The sequence below is a fragment of the uncultured Nostoc sp. genome (genome assembly GCF_964245575.1).
Classification (GTDB): domain Bacteria; phylum Cyanobacteriota; class Cyanobacteriia; order Cyanobacteriales; family Nostocaceae; genus Nostoc.
The window spans coordinates 1-21600 of record NZ_CAXTNP010000055.1 but is presented as its reverse complement, the minus strand read 5'-3'; the positions used below and the strand labels follow the sequence as shown (position 1 = coordinate 21600).

Annotated in this window: 21 protein-coding genes and 4 tRNA genes; 13 read left to right on the top strand and 12 right to left on the bottom strand. The window is 41.9% G+C overall.

The features are described 5' to 3' along the window. Positions 1-660 precede the first annotated feature (660 nt). Positions 661-1767: an RNA-guided endonuclease InsQ/TnpB family protein gene (locus ACFFAP_RS11390; RefSeq protein WP_375511315.1), complete on the bottom strand. Its 1107-nt coding sequence runs from the start codon at positions 1765-1767 to the stop codon at positions 661-663. After that, on the bottom strand, positions 1764-2060 hold the full coding sequence (locus tag ACFFAP_RS11385) for a hypothetical protein (protein WP_375511314.1): 297 nt from the start codon (positions 2058-2060) through the stop codon (positions 1764-1766). The genes ACFFAP_RS11390 and ACFFAP_RS11385 overlap by 4 nt, the downstream gene beginning before the upstream one ends. A gap of 41 nt (positions 2061-2101) precedes the next feature. Here ACFFAP_RS11385 and tnpA point away from each other — a divergent pair, with 41 nt between their 5' ends. Beyond that, positions 2102-2506, top strand: a complete 405-nt coding sequence (gene tnpA, locus ACFFAP_RS11380) for an IS200/IS605 family transposase (RefSeq protein ID WP_375511313.1) — start codon at positions 2102-2104, stop codon at positions 2504-2506. A gap of 763 nt (positions 2507-3269) precedes the next feature. Here tnpA and ACFFAP_RS11375 read toward each other — a convergent pair. The 4 genes from ACFFAP_RS11375 to fabI form a co-directional block, all read right to left on the bottom strand. Then, positions 3270-4745, bottom strand: a complete 1476-nt coding sequence (locus ACFFAP_RS11375; RefSeq protein ID WP_375511312.1) for an SLBB domain-containing protein — start codon at positions 4743-4745, stop codon at positions 3270-3272. A 722-nt stretch (positions 4746-5467) separates the two neighbouring features. After that, the gene (locus ACFFAP_RS11370) at positions 5468-6451 is read right to left on the bottom strand and encodes an ABC transporter ATP-binding protein (protein WP_375511311.1); all 984 of its coding nucleotides are present in this window, start codon (positions 6449-6451) and stop codon (positions 5468-5470) included. Between the two features lie 163 nt (positions 6452-6614). Then, a complete protein-coding gene (gene hisB / locus ACFFAP_RS11365) occupies positions 6615-7256 on the bottom strand; it encodes an imidazoleglycerol-phosphate dehydratase HisB (protein ID WP_375511310.1) in 642 nt (213 codons plus the stop codon). Positions 7257-7297: 41 nt separating this feature from the next. Continuing rightward, the gene (gene fabI, locus ACFFAP_RS11360) at positions 7298-8074 is read right to left on the bottom strand and encodes an enoyl-ACP reductase FabI (RefSeq protein ID WP_375511309.1); all 777 of its coding nucleotides are present in this window, start codon (positions 8072-8074) and stop codon (positions 7298-7300) included. A gap of 381 nt (positions 8075-8455) precedes the next feature. Between fabI and ntcA the strand changes: the two genes are divergently transcribed. The 3 genes from ntcA to ACFFAP_RS11345 all read left to right on the top strand — a co-directional run bounded on the left by ntcA (position 8456) and on the right by ACFFAP_RS11345 (position 11355). Continuing rightward, a complete protein-coding gene (gene ntcA, locus ACFFAP_RS11355) occupies positions 8456-9127 on the top strand; it encodes a global nitrogen regulator NtcA (protein ID WP_010998529.1) in 672 nt (223 codons plus the stop codon). A 168-nt stretch (positions 9128-9295) separates the two neighbouring features. After that, positions 9296-10786, top strand: a complete 1491-nt coding sequence (locus tag ACFFAP_RS11350; protein ID WP_375511308.1) for a DUF3084 domain-containing protein — start codon at positions 9296-9298, stop codon at positions 10784-10786. 116 nt (positions 10787-10902) lie between these two features. Next, positions 10903-11355 carry a resolvase gene (locus ACFFAP_RS11345; protein ID WP_375511307.1) on the top strand — a complete coding sequence of 151 codons (453 nt, stop codon included), beginning with the start codon at positions 10903-10905 and terminating at the stop codon, positions 11353-11355. Positions 11356-11414: 59 nt separating this feature from the next. Here the strand turns inward: ACFFAP_RS11345 and ACFFAP_RS11340 are convergent, their stop codons facing one another. Beyond that, on the bottom strand, positions 11415-11678 hold the full coding sequence (locus ACFFAP_RS11340; protein ID WP_069070640.1) for a DUF3146 family protein: 264 nt from the start codon (positions 11676-11678) through the stop codon (positions 11415-11417). Between the two features lie 317 nt (positions 11679-11995). Between ACFFAP_RS11340 and ACFFAP_RS11335 the strand changes: the two genes are divergently transcribed. Together ACFFAP_RS11335 and ACFFAP_RS11330 are read left to right on the top strand one after the other, a co-directional pair. Next, complete coding sequence (locus tag ACFFAP_RS11335) at positions 11996-12862, top strand: aldo/keto reductase (RefSeq protein ID WP_375511306.1); 867 nt, start codon at positions 11996-11998, stop codon at positions 12860-12862. A 157-nt stretch (positions 12863-13019) separates the two neighbouring features. Beyond that, positions 13020-13361, top strand: a complete 342-nt coding sequence (locus tag ACFFAP_RS11330; RefSeq protein ID WP_375511324.1) for a four helix bundle protein — start codon at positions 13020-13022, stop codon at positions 13359-13361. Between the two features lie 51 nt (positions 13362-13412). Here the strand turns inward: ACFFAP_RS11330 and ACFFAP_RS11325 are convergent. Beyond that, a tRNA-Ser gene (locus ACFFAP_RS11325) sits at positions 13413-13497 on the bottom strand. Positions 13498-13628: 131 nt separating this feature from the next. Then, positions 13629-14546, bottom strand: coding sequence for a TIGR04168 family protein (locus tag ACFFAP_RS11320; protein ID WP_375511323.1), 918 nt, complete (start codon positions 14544-14546; stop codon positions 13629-13631). A gap of 148 nt (positions 14547-14694) precedes the next feature. On the opposite strand from ACFFAP_RS11320, the gene nadA reads away from it, so the two are divergent. The 3 genes from nadA (at position 14695) to ACFFAP_RS11305 (ending at position 16036) form a co-directional block, all read left to right on the top strand. Further along, positions 14695-15669 (top strand): quinolinate synthase NadA, encoded by a 975-nt coding sequence (nadA, locus tag ACFFAP_RS11315; RefSeq protein WP_375511322.1) that lies wholly within the window; start codon positions 14695-14697, stop codon positions 15667-15669. Between the two features lie 122 nt (positions 15670-15791). Beyond that, positions 15792-15877 (top strand) — tRNA-Tyr (locus ACFFAP_RS11310). An 87-nt stretch (positions 15878-15964) separates the two neighbouring features. Beyond that, a tRNA-Thr gene (locus tag ACFFAP_RS11305) sits at positions 15965-16036 on the top strand. A 289-nt stretch (positions 16037-16325) separates the two neighbouring features. On the opposite strand, the gene ACFFAP_RS11300 is transcribed toward ACFFAP_RS11305, so the two are convergent. The 3 genes from ACFFAP_RS11300 to ACFFAP_RS11290 all read right to left on the bottom strand — a co-directional run bounded on the left by ACFFAP_RS11300 (position 16326) and on the right by ACFFAP_RS11290 (position 17902). After that, positions 16326-16874, bottom strand: a complete 549-nt coding sequence (locus tag ACFFAP_RS11300) for a phospholipase D-like domain-containing protein (RefSeq protein ID WP_375511305.1) — start codon at positions 16872-16874, stop codon at positions 16326-16328. Positions 16875-17061: 187 nt separating this feature from the next. After that, positions 17062-17757 carry a group I intron-associated PD-(D/E)XK endonuclease gene (locus tag ACFFAP_RS11295; protein ID WP_375511304.1) on the bottom strand — a complete coding sequence of 232 codons (696 nt, stop codon included), beginning with the start codon at positions 17755-17757 and terminating at the stop codon, positions 17062-17064. A gap of 72 nt (positions 17758-17829) precedes the next feature. Beyond that, a tRNA-Arg gene (locus ACFFAP_RS11290) sits at positions 17830-17902 on the bottom strand. A 357-nt stretch (positions 17903-18259) separates the two neighbouring features. On the opposite strand from ACFFAP_RS11290, the gene ACFFAP_RS11285 reads away from it, so the two are divergent. The 4 genes from ACFFAP_RS11285 to cutA all read left to right on the top strand — a co-directional run bounded on the left by ACFFAP_RS11285 (position 18260) and on the right by cutA (position 21259). Further along, a complete protein-coding gene (locus ACFFAP_RS11285) occupies positions 18260-18919 on the top strand; it encodes an Npun_F0813 family protein (protein WP_375511303.1) in 660 nt (219 codons plus the stop codon). 124 nt (positions 18920-19043) lie between these two features. Next, entirely contained in the window at positions 19044-19895 is an 852-nt protein-coding gene (locus ACFFAP_RS11280; RefSeq protein WP_375511302.1) for a hypothetical protein, read from the top strand. Positions 19896-19916: 21 nt separating this feature from the next. Then, complete coding sequence (locus ACFFAP_RS11275; protein ID WP_375511301.1) at positions 19917-20918, top strand: transposase; 1002 nt, start codon at positions 19917-19919, stop codon at positions 20916-20918. Between the two features lie 5 nt (positions 20919-20923). Further along, positions 20924-21259 (top strand): divalent-cation tolerance protein CutA, encoded by a 336-nt coding sequence (gene cutA / locus ACFFAP_RS11270; RefSeq protein ID WP_375511300.1) that lies wholly within the window; start codon positions 20924-20926, stop codon positions 21257-21259. Positions 21260-21600 lie beyond the last annotated feature (341 nt).

Below are 21600 nucleotides of genomic sequence, written 5' to 3'. Positions count from 1 at the left end.
CTGAAGGAAAATGATTCAGTATCCAGAGGTACTTCATTAATGGACACCAAGCAACTCTACAAATGGCGACATTTCCAAGTTCGACATTATTGTACTGTGTATACGCGATATCTATGGTTAAAATACTATATCTGTCATCAATTAGTTAATTTACTTAAATAATTCTTATGATAATAATAATCAGTGAAGAGATATAAGCTTTATTCAGAGTGCTTTTTGCGTTTTTAGGTTCTAAACGATTATCATTATTAGATATTAGAGTAACTAAAACAAAGTTTGAAAAAGCCTATAAATAGCAAATTAAGAATTTTCAGTGAAAACTTTAGGTCTACAGTACTTGTAAACGAGTAATACTACCTCAAAAGATCCTAAAATTGGGATAAAAATACAATTATCGAGGAAGCGATCGCTCTATGCAAGCCAGTTACGTACCCTAGTCTTGTCTTATCCTGTGGGCGAGGTGGTGCATAGCTTGCTTTCCCATAGGAGTACGAGAATAGCTATTCTAACCTACAAGTTTTTCTTGGGAATAAGAGACGCGTTGCATAACCTGCTTCTCTGGAAGGAGTAAGGCTCTACGCATCATATTTAAACACATCATTTAAGTAACTGGGTAAGAATGAGTCAACTACCACACCCACAAGGGGATGTGGCTTGTAACTAGGAAAAAGAATTTCCCGAAACGCATGGGGTATTGACTGACCCCTGCTCCTCCGTCCCTTGGGTAGAGGAGAGAATATAGTCATCACGGACATTCTTGGAAGCATTGAGGTCCGCGTGAGTTTGATGTCCACAATTCCTGCAATGGAACTTAGACTTATGGCGATTTGTCCTCTTAATGTGCTTACAGACATTGCACTTTTGAGAAGTGTACCGAGGGTCTTGATGTACTACTCGTTTCCCCAAAGCTTCTGCCTTATAAGCCAAGAACTGTTCTTGCTGGTAAAACGCCCAATTGCCCAACCATTTATTCATTTTCTTGCCGCGTGAAGAAGTGCGAATACTAGACAAGTCTTCAAGCACAAAAACAGATATATCCGGTTGGTTGGCTAGTTTTTTACTCACACAATGATTCGTGTCCTTCATGAACCGCTTCTCGCGTCCAGACATCGCTTTTAGACGACGTTTAGCGCTACGAGTGCCTTTTTGTTGGAGTTGACGACGATTGAATAAGTAACGTCTTTGAATATTTCTAATTTGAGAACTTGAAAAAAATTGACCATCAGAAGTTACTGCTTGATGGTAAAGTCCTCGGTCAATTCCTTGAATCTTTCCGCTAACTGTTTGCGGATTCTCCGATTCAAAAACCAGTCGTACCCAGAACTGTTTTGAATGCTTTGAGTAAGTTAAAGTCGCACCGCAAAAATTCCAATTTTCAAAAACTTGTTTGAAATAATCAGGAACTTCAAGGATTAATTTTACTCGTTTACCAATACAAGACAAAGTTAGTTGATGACCGCGCAGGGTCATAGTGCGCTGATCATATCTCAACCCTGATGTTGGTTTCTTTCTGGGGACGCGCTTAAATTTAGTGGCTTTGATTGCTTCCATTGCGTTGTCCCTGATTGTCTGCAACAAAGCAGAAGGCACACTTGGATATTCTAGCCGTAATAGGGCGTACAAATCTTTGTGTGCCTTGTTTTTGTTAAATGTTTTGTTCTCTATTGCCCAGTCAATATGTGCATTAAATATTGATGCACACTGATTCATCAACGAGAAAAACCGCTCTGATGGTAAATTAACTGGGATGCTAACAGTACGCTTCATGTTACATGATCCCAGTTTTGATGCAATTCGACTAATTTAATCGCTGCTTCTGTTGGCGTGAGTTGATACCACTGAAGCGACATAGGAGGGAAAAAACTTATTTCTCCTCTAAGTTTGTCTTTGCCGTTCCACTCTTGCTCAATTAAATTTTCCTCTAAATGCCTTACCAAAGAAGAGAATCCCATTGTATTTAATACGTGATCTACTTTTTCGTTAAAAGTAGGCTCTACTTCTCTCTTTTCAATAATTTTTGCGTTTCTGTAAATCATGTCTTTTAAAAGCTCTATAATCAAATAATCTTATTTTTTATATGTTTTGTCAATATACGCCACTCATGAAAATATTGTCATCCTCCCACGCTAAACATTGCCTTGGCTACCACATCATATTTTGCCCAAAGTACCGTAATCAGGTACTTGAGGGAGCAATAGAGATAGAGCTAAAACGAATCCTTGGTGAAACTTGTCAAACCTACGGATGGACACTTCACGCGATTGAGATAATGCCTGACCACGTTCATGTATTTGTGCAGGCAGACCACATTACAGCACCAGTAGAAATTGCCAAAACAATGAAATCAATCTCTGCTGTGCATATATTCAGCACCTTTAAAGACTTGAAAAAGCGTAGATTCTGGGGTTCCGGGTTGTGGAGTGATGGAACGTTTTACTCTTCCGTGGGTGGAGCATCAGAGCAAGCAGTTAAGCAATATATTGCAACTCAAAAACAACGCGGATAGTGTTAAATAATCAGGTATCGATAGCGCAGCGTTAGCGACGCAGGAGCGTCACCCCATTATTTAACCGTGCTTACATCCCCGCCTACAAGGGGACGTGGTTTTACGCACGATCAATAAAACTCAGTAGATCAAAAACTTTTGTAAGTTGACGAAATAATCAGGGTTTCAGGCAACGTTTTGGGGCTGATGATCGCGATCGCTTGCACTGCATTCTTAACCCACCAACAACGCCCGTTCCTTGAAAAGCAGACTATAACAGGATTGCGGCAAATTGTGTTTCTAAACTAAAATGAACGGCTCTTCAGGGTTCTGGAAAACTTTTCGATCTACTGAATTTAATACTGCCATTATGAGTCTATAGTTTTTTTCTATGTCGTTGATGTAGAGGCTACCAAGTTGTCTTGGTAGTTTTGTGTGCTTCTAATCCCGCACCGGGACAGTAGGATTTAGTTTATTGTGGGGTAGGTTATGATTTCAGGATTGCGCCTTTATCTTTCCCTAATATCTCTACCTGTCTAAGCATGGTTGCTTGGGTAGATTTCTTCACCTACATGGATAATGAGTTGTCATCTTATTTTTATGAAAATACCTATTTATAAGCTTTTCAACTTTTTTCTCTCACAAATGATAAAGTAGGGCTATATTAACTCTTAACTATTGAGCCTTAACTCATACATAGTGCGATTTTGGGGACGGAGAGATTTGACCAACGTCCCCAATTCACATTTGTATTTTAAACTAGAGTCCGAACACCCTCAAAATACTAATAGAGTCCGAACACCCTCAAAATACTAAATATAACACCTAGAGGCCCAGCTATAGTGTTTGTGGTATCGCCGGTTTTAGCTAAACCAGATCGGTTGACTACTACAACGTCATTATTGCGGAGTATAGGATTAGTTTGCTCATTAATCCCAGCGGAGAAATCCATTTTTACTATACGTTTAGTTACAGAACCATTAGGGTTGAGGCGAATCAAATCAACAGAATCACTACTAGCTCTGGCATCATTAAATCCTCCAGCAGCGAGTATAGCTTGATTTAAAGAGCTATTCGGCTGAACGTCTGTTAACCCTGGTTTTTTAACTTCACCTACCACACCAACTTGAATGCGTGCAGGAGACAAAGTAGTGGTAGCTAATTGAGTGGCTTCTGCGGGGTTGATTTCAGTTGCCGTCGGAATAACAATTGTATCTCCGTCTTGCACAATAATATCTTGATTGGCGTCACCACTTTGCAATAATTGCCAAAGATTGATATCTATAGCTTGTTCTGAGCCGGTTCTTGTAGGTCGGCGTAGCTTGAGATTACGAATATCAGCCTGTGCTGTAATTCCCCCAGCTAGTTGAATTACCCGCGTCACATTTGGTAGACCAGAGGGAGAAGCAGTGCCACTATTAGTGGTTGCGCTTCCCCCCTGTGCATCTGTATTACCTGGGGTGACAAGATAGGAACCGGGACGGTTAACTTCACCGATAATTGTTACTGTGCGGGGTGTGGTTTGGCTAGCGGCAAAGTTAGCTGCAAATATATTGCGGGATTCTGCCACGTTGAAGTTGGTTGCAGTTGGCACAACTATAGTGTCTCCATCCCGCAAGGTAATATCCTGTGATAACCTGCCTGTTTGGATGAGTTCTTTCAAATTGATACTGACAACTTGCTCTGAGGAGCGCCCTATTCTACGCCGTAATTGAACTTGAGTCACATCCGCAGCTAGGGTTACCCCCTGCGCTGTTGTCAGTGCGGCTAATACAGTGGGGTACTGTACGCCTGGATTATCTCCCGCGCCTCCGCTCAAGCTCAGGGTGTAAGCCCCTGGACGTGTCACCTCTCCGGCAACGAAAATATTGATGGGACGAGACGATAACAAATTGACTGAGATCAAGGGACGTTTCAGGAAGCGAGCATATCTTCTAGCAATTTCGTCAGCAGCCTGTTCAGTTGTTAGACCGAGGACTGACACACTGCCAATTAAAGGTAAGTTGATTGCTCCACCTGGAGGAATTTGATATTCACCTGTATATTCAGGTACTTCAAATACATTTACACGGATGCGATCGCCGCCTCCTAATGAATAATTAGTATCTAATTGTGTTGATGTAGTTGGTGTTTGTGTTGTTGGTGGTAATGGTTGTCCCTGAGCTAAACTGGCAAATGGCACAACGGCATTGACAGCAGTTAACAAAGCCACACCCACAACTGGCTGAGTTAGGAATTTAAAGAAACTTGTATTAAGCATATTTACCTGAGACTCTGAAACTACAATCAATAATGTACTGTCTAAACATTTTTATTTGGACTATACCTAAGTATTCAAGTTCCCCAACACTCTTATTTTCCTCGAAAAGTGTCATTTTCAGGAGGAAATTTGTTTATTGAATTTGAATTTTTAGTGAAGCTAATTTAAAGTTAAGCAAACTTGAATATAGTAATTCTAAAAAAATATTAGGGACTTCCGCAAATAAACACAGTTGATACAATAAATTATCTGTTAATCAATAAGGCAGTGACCAAGAAAATTTTATTGTGAAAGAAAATTTTATGACATTTCAACTGCGGTTTAAAATCTGCTATGAGTACCAAAATTATGAACAAGTTCATTAAATAAATATAAATAACCTGAAAAAGACTATAACTTACGCATTGACAGGAAAGAGCAAATATGGATGATTTTAAAAACTACATTTGTCGTAGGGGCAATTCATGTAGACGCAAAGCAGCTTAAGGCAGGGTATTGCCCCTACCGCGCGAGTCTACTTCCCATCAAAGAATGATTAATAAAAACCTGAAACGACGTATTTACGTTGATACACAACATAATTCTTTTGTACAGTGAGTAAGTCCTGAAGAGATCGGAATTTGATTTTTTGTCGGTTGGCTTGGGAAAGATGAATTCAAAAAGGCAGAAATTTTGGTTTTTTTTCCTCAATGCAACCCCAAATTTCCTATTTGGCAACAAGATTAATTCAGTGAGTCATTTTTTCTTTGGATTTGTTGAATAAAAAACTCTTCTAGGGAGTAACGCGACAAGTTCATGGCAATAATTTTACCCTCCATGAGACGAAGACTGGCAAGAAAATCATAGTAATCGTCTTGTAGTGTACCTTGCCAGGAACCATCAGGTTTAAATCTGAGAGTGGGTATCCATTTTTTAAGAATTTCCCAGTCACCACCTTGACCTTTGACGTGATATGTGTTGTTTCTGCCTAAGAGTTCATTGAGGGAACCAGAGCAAATTAATTCACCTTGAGCGAGGATGGCAATGCGATCGCAAATCTGTTCTACTTCACTAAGAACGTGGCTGTTGAAAAAAATTGTCTTACCAGCAGCTTTTAGCGCCAGGATAATTTCCCGCATTTGGTAGCGTCCCACCGGATCAAGACCAGACATCGGTTCATCAAGAAAAACCAAATCTGGCTCGTTAATTAGCGCCTGTGCCATACCGACACGCTGTAGCATTCCTTTAGAATAGCGACGCAGCAGCTTTTTGCGGGCATCGGCTTGGGATAAACCCACTAATTCCAGCAGTTGGGGAATGCGTTGGTGTTGGACACTTTGGGGAATTTGGAATAGCCCGGCGGCTAGCTGCAAAAATTCCCAGCCAGTGAGATAGTCATATAAATAAGGATTTTCCGGCAGATAGCCGATATGTTGCTTGATAGTGCGATCGCCTAGTGGCTTACCAAATAATAATCCCCGTCCAGAGGTAGGACGAATAATTCCCAGCAACAATTTTAAAAGGGTGGTTTTCCCAGCACCGTTTGGCCCCAGCAGCCCAAAGGTTTCGCCTTTGTAAACTGTTAAAGAACAGTTTTTGAGAGATACAACTTTTTGATTTAGCCAAAAACCAGTGCGATAGACTTTTCGTAACTCAGAAGTCAGGACTACTGGCGGAGTGTCTGTCGTATTAAGTTGAGAATCAGGGTCATCTGCAACAGACTTCATCTCGGTTCAATTACTAATTACCAACTTGGCATTAATTACAAGTTACCCAGTAGGCTGATAATAACCATCACAGAGCAGTGTGTCAATTATCGCTAATAGAGTAGCTGAATTAACACTATAAATGTCAGCAAATGTCAGCCCTGGCAAGTAATTCTGGCTAGGTTTACAAAACGCCTTTAGAACTGGGAATTAAACCAGTACGGCGAGGGTCAATTTCCACCGCTAGCCGCGTTGCCCTCGCAAACGCCTTAAATGTCGCTTCAATAATGTGATGGGAATTAATGCCATCCAGTTGCCGAATGTGCAGTGTCATTTGGCTATGATTCACGAGTGCCACAAAAAATTCGCGCACTAGTTGGGTGTCATAGGTTCCTACACGCTGAGTAGGAATTTGTAAGCCGTAGCTAAGGTGAGGGCGTCCAGAAAAGTCTAGTGCTACCTGAACTAAGGCTTCATCCAGTGGCGCAAGAAAATTACCAAAGCGGACAATACCTTTTCTGTCGCCTAGTGCTTGGTTCAAAGCTTGGCCCAAGGTAATACCTACATCTTCGTTGGTGTGGTGATCATCAATTTCCCAGTCTCCCTTGGCTTGAACATCTATATCAATCAGCCCGTGGGAGGCAATTTGATGCAACATGTGATCTAAAAACGGAATGCCAGTTGCTGCGGTGCAAGTTCCTCTACCATCCAGATTGATGGTAACTTGCACAGCAGTTTCCCCAGTGGTGCGGTGAACAGTGGCAATCCGAGGGATTTTAGTTGACTGGTCGTAGTTTGAATTAACTTGGCGATTAGTTGTTTGCATGGGGAATGGGGAATAAATTCTTCCCAATACCCAGTCCCTAATTACATTCCCATAATTTCATATCCTGCATCTACATATAGAACTTGTCCGGTAATACCGCTAGACAAATCACTACATAAGAAAGCGGCAGCATTGCCCACTTCTAGCTGAGTGACGGTGCGTCTTAGGGGAGCTACTTCTTCTACATGATGAATCATATCTAAAATCCCACCCACTGCTGAAGATGCCAAAGTGCGGATGGGGCCTGCGGAGATGGCATTGACGCGGATATTTTGTGGCCCTAGTTCAGCAGCCAAGTAACGCACACTAATTTCTAAGCCCGCCTTGGCAACTCCCATAACATTGTAGTTAGGGATTGCTCTGACACCGCCTAAATATGTGAGGGTAACGATACTACCTCCCTCTGTCATCAAAGGTTTAGCTGCACCACTTAATTGCACCAGCGAGTAGGTACTGATTTCTAAGGCAGTGTTGAAGCCAGAACGAGAAGTTTGGCTAAAATCTCCAGTCAAATCATCTTTGCTGGCAAAGGCAAGACAATGGATAAGGATGTCTAGCTTTCCCCACTGTTCGCGGATTGTCTCAAAGGTAGATTGAATCTGTTCATCATTTTGGACATTACAGGGAAGAAATAAACTGGGGTTGAGGGGTTCTACCAATTCCGCAACTTTTTTCTCCATCTTGCCGCGTTCATCGGGCAGATAGGTAATACCCAGGTTTGCTCCGGCTTTGTGCAGCTGTTGGGCGATGCCCCAGGCGATCGAGCGGTTATTGGCAATACCTGTAACAAGGGCATTTTTTCCAGTCAGATTTAGCATAGAAATTGTTAATGCGATCGATCATCTAGGAGCATACTAGAATCTGAGGCACGTTTTGTCTTTGTTTTATACAGGATTTGCAAAAATGAATATTGGTAAGAGTGTTTGCTATGACAAAAATCTTGATTTTTCCTAAAGATATTCTCAAAATAACTTTATTTGTTCTTTAAAAAACCCTTTTTAATACAGCTATTGGAAGTACTTATCAACAATTAGTAGCTGAAAGGATCAACAATTATGTATCATTATAAACAAAGAGTTATGAAGAGATTAGTTTGAGTATAGGAAAGTACAGAAAGGTTGACGGTGCTTTATTCAATTTTCGGGTGTATTCTTAGGTAATCAGTTTTTGTTTTTCCGGCATTGGGTAGGGGAAGGGAGATGATCGTGACACAAGATAAAGCCCTAGCAAATGTATTTCGTCAGATGGCGACCGGGGCGTTTCCGCCAGTTGTGGAAACGTTTGAACGCAATAAAACGATCTTTTTTCCTGGCGATCCTGCCGAACGAGTTTATTTTCTTTTGAAAGGTGCTGTTAAACTTTCCAGGGTGTACGAGGCAGGAGAGGAAATAACGGTAGCGCTGCTGCGGGAAAATAGTGTTTTTGGTGTATTGTCATTGCTGACGGGAAATAAGTCGGATAGGTTTTACCATGCGGTTGCATTTACCCCTGTCGAATTACTGTCAGCACCAATTGAACAAGTGGAGCAAGCACTCAAGGAAAATCCAGAATTATCAATGTTAATGCTGCGAGGTCTGTCTTCGCGCATTTTACAAACGGAGATGATGATTGAAACTCTCGCTCACCGAGATATGGGTTCTAGGTTGGTGAGTTTTTTGCTAATTCTTTGTCGGGATTTTGGGGTTCCTTGTGCAGATGGGATCACAATTGATCTGAAGTTATCTCATCAAGCGATCGCAGAAGCAATTGGTTCAACTCGTGTTACCGTTACTAGGCTACTAGGGGATTTGCGTGAAAAGAAGATGATTTCTATCCACAAAAAGAAGATTACTGTACACAAACCTGTTACCTTAAGTAGGCAATTCACATAAAAGAAATTGGAGAAAGGGGAATCGGCACGTGTTCTATTTTGAAAAATGACACTAATAGCTAGAGGTAAATCTAAAATTGAGTAATTTCAGCTATTGCCAATTTCCACTTCTTTCCAGACAATGCTTAAAAGTAGTAGGCTGTATCTGGAAGGATTTCGGTAGCTAAAGATGACCACCGGATACATCCTCATCGCAGCAATTTTAATTCTGGGAGGCGTCATTGCAACCGTGGGCGATCGCATCGGCACACGAGTTGGCAAAGCCCGCCTCTCACTTTTTAACCTGCGTCCAAAAAATACTGCTGTACTGGTAACTATTTTTACGGGCGGTTTGATTTCAGCATCAACTTTAGGAATTTTATTCGCTGCCGACGAAGGCTTGCGAAAGGGAGTCTTTGAGTTAGAAGATATTCAAACAGACCTCAGACAGAAGCGGGAACAGCTAAAAACCGCAGAAACTCAGAAAAGTCAGGTAGAGAGTGAGCTAAATCAAGCAAGAATTGCCCAAGCAAAAGCACAACAAGACTTGCAGGTGATTAATCAATATTTGCAGGCGGCGAATGCCAAACAACGCCAAACACAAGCTCAGTTGAACCGCACCATTAGTCAACAAGCTCAAACTCAAACTCAACTCCAACGCACTCAAGGCCAGCTAGGACAAGTTGTAACTCAGTATCAAAAAGCTATAGCTGAATTGCAAAGCGTTTACAATCAGAGAAAGGAGCTACAAGCGGCAGTTGAACTACTGAAGACAGAACGTCAACGACTGTACGCTGAAGCTAAAAAAGCTATTGACGAAGCCAAAACAGCAATTGAAAAACGCGATCGCGAACTTGCTAATCGCCAAGAAGCCATAGAAGTGCGCGATCAAAAAATTTCCCAACTCGATCAATTGATTCAAAAGCGTAATGTAGAAGTTGCAGCACGAGAGCAAGTGATTGCCACACGGGAATTGCGCCTTAAAGAATTGGAAGCACAACAAGAGCAACTAGAACTAGAAGTTGCAAGGCTGGAAAAATATTATCAGTCCTACCGCGACCTGCGTCTAGGTAAGCTCGCCTTAGTTCGCGGTCAAGTTCTCTCTGCTGCTGTAATTCGTGTTACCCAACCTGGTGCTGCTCGTCAAGCAGTGGTACAACTTTTACAAGAAGCCAATCGCAACGCCAACCTCGAATTAAGTGAGCCTGGTGCAAATCCGGCAAATGTAGAGCTATTGCGCGTAACCCAGGATAGGGTTGACCAATTGAGCAAGCCGATTGGCGATGGTCAAGAATACGTGGTGCGAATTTTCTCGGCTGGTAATTACGTCAGAGGAGAAAAGCAGATAGAATTCTTCACCGATACAGCTCGCAATCAACTGGTTTTTTCAGGAGGTGCAGTGCTGGCAACGACTACTGCTGATTCCAAAACCATGACATCCTATCAATTACAGCAGCGACTGGAAATACTGATTTCTGCTTCCCAATTTCGTGCCCGTAATGCCGGAATTGTCGAAAATGTGCAAGTAGAAGGCACTTTCTTACGCTTTGTCAGCCAATTAAGACAGTACAATGAACCATTGGAGATAAAAGCGATCGCAGCAGAGGACACTTATACAGCCGGGCCATTGAGAGTAAAATTAGTGGCAATAATTAACGGACAAATTATTTTTAGTACTTAAAAAATTATTTGCACACTGTTATTAGTAAGATTTAAACATATCATACAGCAGTCAAAATAATTGCTGTGATTGTATTTATTCATTTCTAATTCTTAATTTTTAATTTTTAATTTCTTATGACTTTTCGGGAATTTTCACCAACGCAACCAGTCATATTAGGGTTTGATCCAGGTCGAGATAAGTGTGGTTTAGCGGTAATGGGACTGGATCGGCAACTGCATTATCATCAGGTCGTGCTAGCAAAAGAGGCGATCGCTACTATTGAGACACTGCGTCAAAAGTTTCCGATCTCTTTGATGGTGATGGGCGACCAAACTACAGCCAAGCAGTGGAAACAGCAATTATATCAGGAATTGACAGAACCTTTGAGTATTATTTTAGTCGATGAGCGCTACACAACCTTACAAGCACGCGATCGCTATTGGCAAATGTTCCCGCCCAAAGGGCTAATAAAGCTATTGCCACAAGGTCTGCGACAGCCACCAAGACCTATAGATGACATTGTTGCCATCCTCTTAATCGAAAGATACTTAAATCGCCTCACTGAATCGGCAGTCAACCAATTTTAGATTTTAGATTTTTTCTTCAATCCAAAATCCAAAATCCAAAATTGAATGGCTCCTAACTTTTAAAGTTCTGCCCGAATAGTAAAAGCATAATCTCCTCCAGGCTCTAGCTGATAATCTTGTTGCTCCAAAAATCGACCAAGGGGTTCTTTGATTAAGGCGCGGCCTTGGGAAGGCTTGACGGCAAGTTCTCCCCGGCGAAAATGCCACTGGAAATGCCACTCAAACTCACCCGCACTCACTTCACCTTCAAGAAAGCCGTGTTGCCAGGATTGGCGAGTAATTCTGACATGGGCAATGGTTTCTGGCAGACGTTTTGCACTCACAATGCTTTATGTCAAGTGTGGAATAACAGCCGCTTATCTAGGCTAGCTACTTATTCTATTTACCAAACATAGCTTAATTAGACAAACTGACAAAGTAGGTATTTGTAGTTGATATTTTAGCTGCAATCTGGTAAGAGTATCTTCTACAATTTTCATCTGTGCCTGTGTATGGAATACTTAACCCCTGAGTAGAGTATTCCCCTCATAGCCCATTCACTAATTGCCAAGTCTAAGTACTAGGGAGGATTTATAATGAATCGCTAAACAAGCTTTGGCTAGCTGGTAGATAATTGGGGCAGGAAGCTAGAGCTAGAAGCATGGAAACCAAACAGCTAGGAAAAACTGGTATCTTTGTGAGTGCGATCGGTTTGGGTGGTATGCCCATGTCAATTTATAATCGTCCTCCCGAATCAGAATCAATCCAAGTTATCCATCGGGCCTTGGATCTGGGTATTACATTTATTGACACTGCCGATTCTTACTGCAAAGATGAGTCAGATAAGCACCACAACGAGCGGCTAATTCACAAGGCACTTACTAGTTACAAAGGCGATGTTAGCCAAGTAATTGTGGCAACGAAGGGCGGGTTGATGCGTCCTAATGAAAACTGGACAAGCAACGGCAACCCAGAACATTTGCGCCAAACAATTCAAGTCAGCTTTGAGGCGTTTGGTGGTGCTAAACCCATCGATGTGTGGCAATACCATTCTCCCGATGCTAATTACACAATTGAAGAATCCCTTGCACCTGTAAAAGAAGCAGTGGAGGTAGGTTTGATTCGATTTGTGGGAGTTTCTAACTTTTCCGTTGAGCAAATTAAGCGGGCGCGGGATGTGGTGGATATTGTTTCGGTGCAGAATCAATACAGCCCTTGGCAACGACAGCCAGAAAATGACGGCGTGCTGAAGTATTGCGAACAGCAAGGATTGACCTTTTTGCCTTGGAGTCCCTTTGGTGGTAGGCGTCGTCATCAGGACTTACAAGATATCCCTGCGATCGCTAACTTAGCTAAAGAAAAAGGCGTATCAGTATATAATATCGTCTTGGCGTGGTTACGTTCCAAGTCGCCTGCTATTTTGCCAATTCCTGGTGCTAGCAAGGTTTCTAGCATTGAAGACTCAGCACAAGCTATCAATGTGAAACTATCTGATCAAGAAGTGCAAAAAATCGATCAGGCAACTTAATCATTCCAAGCGATTCTCACTTCGGTGCAATACAGTCTGAACCTCATCCCCAACCCTGATGTATCGAGATGTTTAGTCTCATCCAATACTTTGGGGTTAAATATATAGTGAGGAAAAGCGATCGCTTCTACATTGACTCTAACGGCAAAACAAAGATATTTGCGATCGCACTTTTACTTTTTCAGTTCGCATAGTCAAGTTGTGCCAGTTTTTAGATGACAAACCAGGAGTAGCGCGAACCCTTGCTCAACAGTTGTTGAGGTCAGGAACATCCATTGGAGCTAATGTAGAAGAAGCACAAGCTGCTCAAAGCAAAGCAGATTTTATCAGCAAGCTCATGATTGCACTAAAAGAATCCCGTGAAACTCGGTATTGGTTAAGGTTACTGATTGCTTCCGAAATAGTACCTCAAGAAAGAATTAGTCAACTCCAAACCGAAGCTGAAGAACTTACAAAAATTCTTGGTGCCATCATCATCTCCACCAAAGGCTCCACCTAAGCTCATCCTCCTCAATTTTTAATTTTTAATTTTCAATTTTTAATTCCTCAACGGAGAGGGGGAGATTCGAACTCCCGGAGGTTTTAGCCTCATCCGATTTCAAGTCGGACGCAATCGACCACTCTGCCACCTCTCCAATAAATCTGTCAAACTCGTGCCTACCCTACTTTCAGACGCTATTCAGGCGCTTTTGTTGTTTAGCACTAAAGCTGACAGATAATACTATATCCTATCATCTACGCAGATTGCACTACCGAATGCGAATGTCTACGACACACTAGGCGATCGCTCGTACAAAATTTCCTCTGAAGCCACCTGGAAGTCATTGCCCACCCAAACTAGGGAAACTTGCGAAACCACACCCGCCTCTAGGGTGACAATGGAAAAATTACGCAACTTCTCGCTGTCATTTTCCACAATCCTCGGCACAGTGGCTGCATTCAAGTAAATTGTCCCCTCTGGACTTCTAAAGATAGATTTCCGCAGCACCTTAGTATGTCTTAGAGTATGGTGCATATGACCAAATGTCACCAGAGGAATGGTTTTACCAGCAGTCAAGGCTTGAGAAATCGCCTCGCCAAAATCTGGATCGCCAAAGTCGCCACCAATTGGATGCCAGTCTTTGCCGCAGGGGTCTTCGGGGCGATCGCCTAACCCACTAGGCCCATTGTGACCCAAAAATATAATCGTCTCGTAAGCGGCGCCTTTAACTGCTTTGAAGATGCGATTGGCAGATTCTTCCAAACTTGTCACACCGTAACGTTCTTTACAGATTTCCGCGAATTTCCACTCCGGGCCACCCCAGGTAAAGGGACGACCCCCCACTACAGTTAAATTCCAAGCGGGAAAATCTAGCTTACCGTAACCGACATGGGACGGGCCTAATAAATCGAGCTGTTCTTGTACCCAGTCTTCCTTAGAGCGGTCATAAGGAGCCTTTTTACGTCCCCATTCGGTGGCGGTGTACCAAGCATCGTGGTTGCCCATCACGGCTGCTTTGGGAATATCGAGAGAGGCGATCGCTCTGACCACTTCCACCGATTCATTGCCAAAATCCCCCACAAACAGCGCTAAGTCAACACCCAAATGTTTGAGTGCAATACCATCTTCCACTTCCCATTGGTCGTGAACATCTCCAATTACAGCAATTTTGAGGTTTATCAATTGAGTTTTCTGACTGGTCATGCCACTTTCCTTGCCGTCTATCTCCAGGATATGAAACTCAGCCCGATTTGGACACAACCCGAAAATATCAACCGTCCACCATTTTTGGTAAAAACTACTATAATTGATTTCACAGGACATAAATTTGCAACTTAAAGCACCCCTAACTGTGTTTACCACTGCCCTAGCTCAACAAGAAAAAACCCAACTGGGTGAACTACCACTAGATTTGTTTGCCGCTATTGAAAGTCTCAAAAAAGAACTCAACGCAGTTATCCTGGCACATTATTATCAAGAGCCAGATATTCAGGATATTGCCGACTTTATTGGGGATTCATTACAACTGGCAAGAGCCGCAGAAAAAACCAATGCGGATGCGATCGTCTTTGCTGGTGTTCACTTCATGGCAGAAACAGCAAAGATACTTAATCCCGATAAATTAGTACTTTTACCAGATTTGAATGCTAGTTGTTCTTTAGCAGATAGTTGTCCACCAGAAGCGTTTGCAGCTTTTAAAGCAGTGCATCCGAATCATCTGGTGGTGTCTTATATCAACTGCTCTGCTGATATCAAGGCGATGAGCGATATTATTTGCACTAGTTCCAATGCTGTCAAGATTGTAGAGCAGATACCAAAGGAACAGCCGATTATTTTTGCCCCAGATCGGAATTTGGGGCGCTATGTTATGGAACAAACTGGACGAGATTTGCTACTGTGGCAAGGTAGCTGTGTTGTCCATGAAACCTTTTCGGAAAAGAAAATTGTCCAGTTAAAAATTGCCCACCCACAAGCAGAGGCGATCGCACATCCAGAATGTGAAAGTAGTGTATTGCGTCACGCCAGCTTTATTGGCTCCACAGCCGCTTTACTCAAGTATTGTCAAAACAGCCCTACCAAAGTATTTATCGTTGCGACGGAGCCTGGAATCATTCACCAAATGCAAAAATTAGCTCCTGACAAGCATTTTATTCCTGCACCGCCGATGAATAATTGTGCTTGTAACGAATGTCCGTTTATGCGGTTAAACACCCTAGAAAAGCTTTACTGGGCAATGAAAAATCGTACTCCCGAAATTACCATGTCAGAGGATATTCGGCTTGCGGCACTGCGACCAATGCAACGAATGCTGAAGATGAGTGTGTAACTGGTATTTTGTATACATCTGGTAGAGACGCAATAAAACTGCGTCTCTACCAGATGTTATTTTTTCTAATCACTTGCAATTTATAAAACATGATGCTAAGATTTTAAATCGTGAGACAAATCGGGTCGGTGTCCGAGTGGTTAATGGAGACGGACTGTAAATCCGTTGGCTAGCGCCTACGCTGGTTCAAATCCAGCCCGGCCCACCACTTACGAAGTTATAAGTTATAATAGCTGGGTAAAGAGCAAAGCTCCCAGCATTGTAACTTACAACTGAAAAATCAAAGTTATATTTTGCCCGTGTGGCTCAGTGGTAGAGCACACCCTTGGTAAGGGTGAGGTCACGAGTTCAATCCTCGTCACGGGCTTTTTACATTAATGAAATAATCGACGTAAAGTTAAGGGTTTCAGGGTTTTGAAGGAATCTGGATGTTGAAAAGCTAACTTTCTTACTTGCATTTTTGACTATTCTGACTATGATTTTGGCTATGATTTGGCTATCAGAACAGAATTTTGGGTATCAGCTTATTTTTTGACTATGATTTGACTATGAATCCAAAATTTTGGGTATCAAATGGGTATCATGCTAGTAGAAAATAAACATGATACCTAAATGCAAGCACCATACAACTATGTTGGTAGCGACTCTTCTAGTTATCAATTAGGGTATATTAAATTCCATTTATCCTTCTCCCAAGAAAAGCACTCATCAAAATGATCTATTAACTCATTAATAATTGAAGATTCTGTAATACGTAAACCTATCTCATAATCTCCATATAAACCTTTTGAGGTCAATATATTATGACTTCCTGTAAATGCAAATAATTTATCACAGACTAAATATTTTTCATGTGTGCCAATTAACTTTAATTCAAATAAATCCGGGAAAAGTTTCTCCAATCGTTGTAATTGATAAATTCCCAAATATTTCCAACCTAAATATTTCATTAGTCTAACTCTTAAAGTTTCTGTTTCAGGATAATCACCATAATCAACTTTAGAAATATCTTTTTGATTACCCCAACCTATGCTAATCTGAACTTTATCCTTTAAAAGCTTTTCAAATATAGGTGTAACATCTTCAATACCTTCATTAGTTATCCAAGGGCAAACTATAATTAAACGTGACTGAACTGTAGTTAAAGCTTCCATTAAAATATTTCTGCTACCGTCACGCCCATAAATTAACTTATTTGTTGACATGATTATATTCGCTGGAATGTCTTAACTCAGTATTCCCAATTTTATTGAAAAATAATCTCTCATTGCCCCTCTATCTGGAAACCAGAGGGTTTAATTTGATAAATATTTTTTTAGTCTACGTGAATATATTTAAAAGTTTTCTTCTTCCACAGGTGATATCGCCAAGGCTATAATTTTTATAAAAAAGCTAAAACTCTATTCTAGAGAACGTTTCGGTATGGACTGTTAACTGTCCTTCTATATTTCCATAAGCCTTTTTCACCCAATACCCTCTAGGTGGCTTTTCTACCCCATAAGCCTTACACCATTTTTCTACAGCCTTATCAGACACGCCAAAATCTCTCCCGATTTGTGCAGTTGGCTTTTCCCAAACTAGTTTTCCTAGTTCTTCTTTTGATGGCCTTTCAACTTTTCTGGTATGAATTCTAGAATCTGGGTTAACCTTTCTGGTTGTCAAATCAACGCCAAATTCCTTGTAGGTTCTCTTAAGTGCTACTTCAGTTAAATCTGTAAAATCTTCCCACCAATAAAAAGGATTGGGTGATTTAGGTGGGGTTGTCCTGATACCGCAACCGCCAAACTTGATTGATGGATATACTACTTTGTTTATATCTGGCAAATAAAGGCCATAGAAATCAAAGTCATCAGATTTGTACTTTTTCTCATGACAACCATTCTTGTCTGCCCAATTGCTTTTATTTTTCAGTGTGCCATCACAACTGTATTTAGCTTGAATTCTGTAACATTTGCCATTTTTGTAGGCAATCAAATCAAAGGGTGCATGTTCAGTTACTACTGGTACAAAAACCGAATATTCTTTCTCGACTAAATCTGCTATCACTTTAGCAGCTGCTAAATCGCCCTTATCTTTTGTGTGGTGCATTTATGTGAACTCTCAAGCCTATTAGGTAAATTACCATAAAAAGCCTTCTTTAAGGTTCGTATTAAGTTAAAACGAGCGCGGCAGGGTTCGAACCTGCGACCAACGGATTAGAAATCCGTGGCTCTATCCACTGAGCTACGCGCCCACCATAAATTCATGGCTCCCAAAAGAGTCATCTACATTATTATATCGTCTTTACCTACCAAGAAGCAATCGAAAATTGCAGATTTACTACTAGCAAGGCTAAGATGCTAGTCGCTAGTTAGTTAATCTACACTAAAAACGAAACAGATGGAGTATTGGTCTAGATATATTGAGTTGTCAAGGGATTATTTGCCTGTTAACGCCAACGCTCTCTGGGCGGCCACCTTCGGGAAGGATCTAGCGATCGCTAGGCTCATTCTCACAGTATGCTAGGTAATTTCAGCCTTGGCGATGCTGTCAAATGCCATTATATATTCCATATTAAGAGTGCCCCTGTGAGGAGTTATTTGCTAGTGCCATGTTTATTCTCAAACGGCAGGATGTTGAAATATCAAGCATTCAGCACCCAAAAAAGGATCAGCAGGTGCCGATCCTCAGTTATCAAGGGCAGACTTTTCGCTTGATTAGTGTCTTCAAAGCTAGTCAAGAGGAAGAAGCTAGAGCCTTATGGAGAGAATTAACGGATAACCGAGGTAAAGCCTGTGTTTTACTGGAGGAACCGGAACGCTTTAGTGTTTGGGGTAAAATCCGTTTAGAGCAACTGGATATTGACACAGGTGGTCATGGCAAAACGGCGATTTTAATCCAAGCCAGTATTTTGCTGTTACAAGGTGTTTCTATAGATATCGAAGAGTTTTTAGGTGCTAGGCAAGCTGCATTATTTGAAAAAGATATTGCGGAGGTGTTCAAGCAGAAACAATTTCCCCAAGCATCTTCCCTAGAAGCAGTTAAATATTTGGTATCTACTAATCCGTTACCGACAGCCAAAATACCTAATTGGCAAGAAAATCATGTAGTTATCCTGTTACAAGAATTGCATCGATTAGGAAAGGGTTATTTTGGCAACGCTAATTTTACCAAACAAGTGATTTATAAGCTAGAAGATATGCCAGAAGCCGAGCGATCGCTGTTTATCACTTGGCTAAATCAATCGCCACTGGGTAAACTATGGCAGTAACAAAATTCCTGCCACTGGCACTTGCTTTTGGTGTCCGATTGTGCATCACTTAGCAGACACAGTGCTAGATATACAGTCCTTTAACTCAAAATACTGCCAGAGAGCATCTACATAGTCAAGTCTTATGAATAACTTTTACGAAAATTCGTTCCTTTCTAAATCCATTTTCAACACTCAGAACATTGTCTTAGCTAATATTGGCTGGGCCGTACTGGCACTGCTATACTTTTTGTTGTTTAGTGCCAAAGTTCCCGGAGCAGATGGCATAGAAAGCCGCGCCCAGTGGTATGTGATTGGCACAAATATTTTTGAAGCTTTCGCTTATTTGGCTGCCGGTATCTTATGCTTGAGGAACTGGCTGAGTCCGCAAATCGTCAGTGGTCGAAATGTTTGGCTCTTGATTGGCTTAGGTATGCTTTCCTATTTTGTTGGGGGGATAATTTTCGGCTATACCGAAATAGTTTTAAAAGATGAACCGGATGTGTCTGTAGGCGATATATTTTTTGTACTGACTTATCTATTACTTGGTGCAGGCATGACTTTAGCTGTGGCTTCCAGGCGAATCAATCTGGAAAAATGGCAGTGGCTAATTGTGTTAGCAATCGCAGTGTCCGGTAGTTTGTTGGCATGGTGGATTTCTATGCAACAGGAAAAACCCACAGCACTGCTAGTCGCTATTTTGAATTGGTTTTACGTAGTTAGCGATGTAATTTTGTTAATTATTGCTACCACTCTGCTATTAGCCTTTTGGGGGGGAAGAGTTTCCCAGTCTTGGCGAATGATTGCAGCCGCGGCCTTTTCGCTTTACATTGCAGATATGTGGTTTAAATATGCCCAAGGCCCCAATTATCAAAGTGGAGAGATATTAGAAGTGTTTTGGGTGTTTAGTGGAGTGTTATTTGGAATGGGCGCTGTCTTAGAATATGACGCATCACTAAGACGAACGCGCCGTACCAGTGGACGAAAACGAGCTTAGTAAAGATTTTTGGTATCTACCGTGAGAAAACTAACAGACTCTGACAAGCAAGAAATTCTTAAGTTATATCGAGAGACTGCTGAAACAACCTCAACTTTGGCAGACCGCTATGGTGTGAGTAATTCGACAATTAGTCGCCTGCTCAAAAGCACTTTGCCAGAAGATGAGTATGAATACTTAGTCTCCTTAAAGCGGGCTGCGAGAACTCCTGAGGGTAGGGCGCAGGTAAGCTACGAGCAGTTACCTCTGCTAACTCAACCAGAACCGGAGATAGAAGTTCCACCCATCGAAAGCCCACCTGTGGAAGTACCAAAGGTTGAGCCGCAGCCACGTCGGGTAATTCATGTAGAGGAGCAACTTTACTCAGAGGAAACGGCGGAGTCAATCGCTGCTAGTAGACGGGTGCGGCGACGCCCCTCGGCGACAGAAAAACCAAAGCTCCGAGTCACAGAGAAGTTAGAAACTCCAGAGCAAAAGCCGCCAGAAATAGTCAGCATCCCCATCCCACCGCTAAAGAATGAACATCCAGGAGCCGCCGTCATCGCGCAGATGTTGGGCGAAGATTTGCTAGACGAATCAGAGGATTTGGACGATTTAGAAGATGATGATTTAGATGATGATGACTTTGAGGAAGAAGACTTTGATGATGATGACGTGGATGACCAAAGACCTTTAGTCACAAAACGTAGACCCGGTGAAGCATCAGTTCAAGTTTTACCTCTGTCAATAGCCAATTTGCCGAAAACTTGCTATTTGGTGATTGACCGTTCTTCGGAATTAATTACCCGACCTCTGAAGGACTTTGGTGACTTGGGGCAAATTCCCAGCCTGGAAACCCAGCAAAGAACTCTGCCGGTGTTTGATAACCATCGCGTCGCCAAGCGTTTTTCTACGAAGCGCGATCGCGTGATTAAAGTTCCTGATAGTAAAATGCTCCACAAGGCTCGGACTCATTTGCAAGCTAAGGGCATCACACGACTGCTGATAGATGGTCAGGTCTATTCCTTGTCTACGACGGTTTAGAGGTTATGGAAACACCTGCTGGCGGCTATGGTGTGGTATTGGTGACAGCTGGCAACATGCAGCAGGCAGAAGCAATTGCAAATGCCCTTGTGGAGGCTAAACTTGCTGCTTGTGTGAGTCTGTTACCAATCCACTCAATTTACACCTGGGAAGGAGAACTGCATAAAGAGCAAGAATGGCAATTACTGATTAAAACTGATTTGGCGCAATATCCTGCAATGGAGGCCAAAATTAAGGAACTGCATTCCTATGAAGTGCCAGAAATTATTGCTTTACCAATTGTTGTCGGTTCTCAAGCCTATTTGCAGTGGATTTCTCAGCAAGTTAAAAGTAAAGAGTGAGGAGTTAGGATTTTCATAACTCCTCACTCTTTGCATAATTTAATAAAATTACACAAAGAGTGGTCTGTCTCATTAGTTCTGAAGGTTAGAAGAACGAACCGCGTTCGCGCTTCGCGTCTCGTAGAGAAGACGCGAAGTACACGAAGGAAGAGGTAGCGGAGGTAATTCCATTGGTAATGGATAACTTAAATACTCATACAATCGGTGCATTGTATGAAGTTTTTGCCCCAGCCGAGGCGAGACGAATTGCCCAAAAATTAGAGATTCATCATACACCGAAATATAGTAACCCAAGTTGCGGGTTATCGACTGATGCGTGCTTGTCACCCCTCAATTTATGC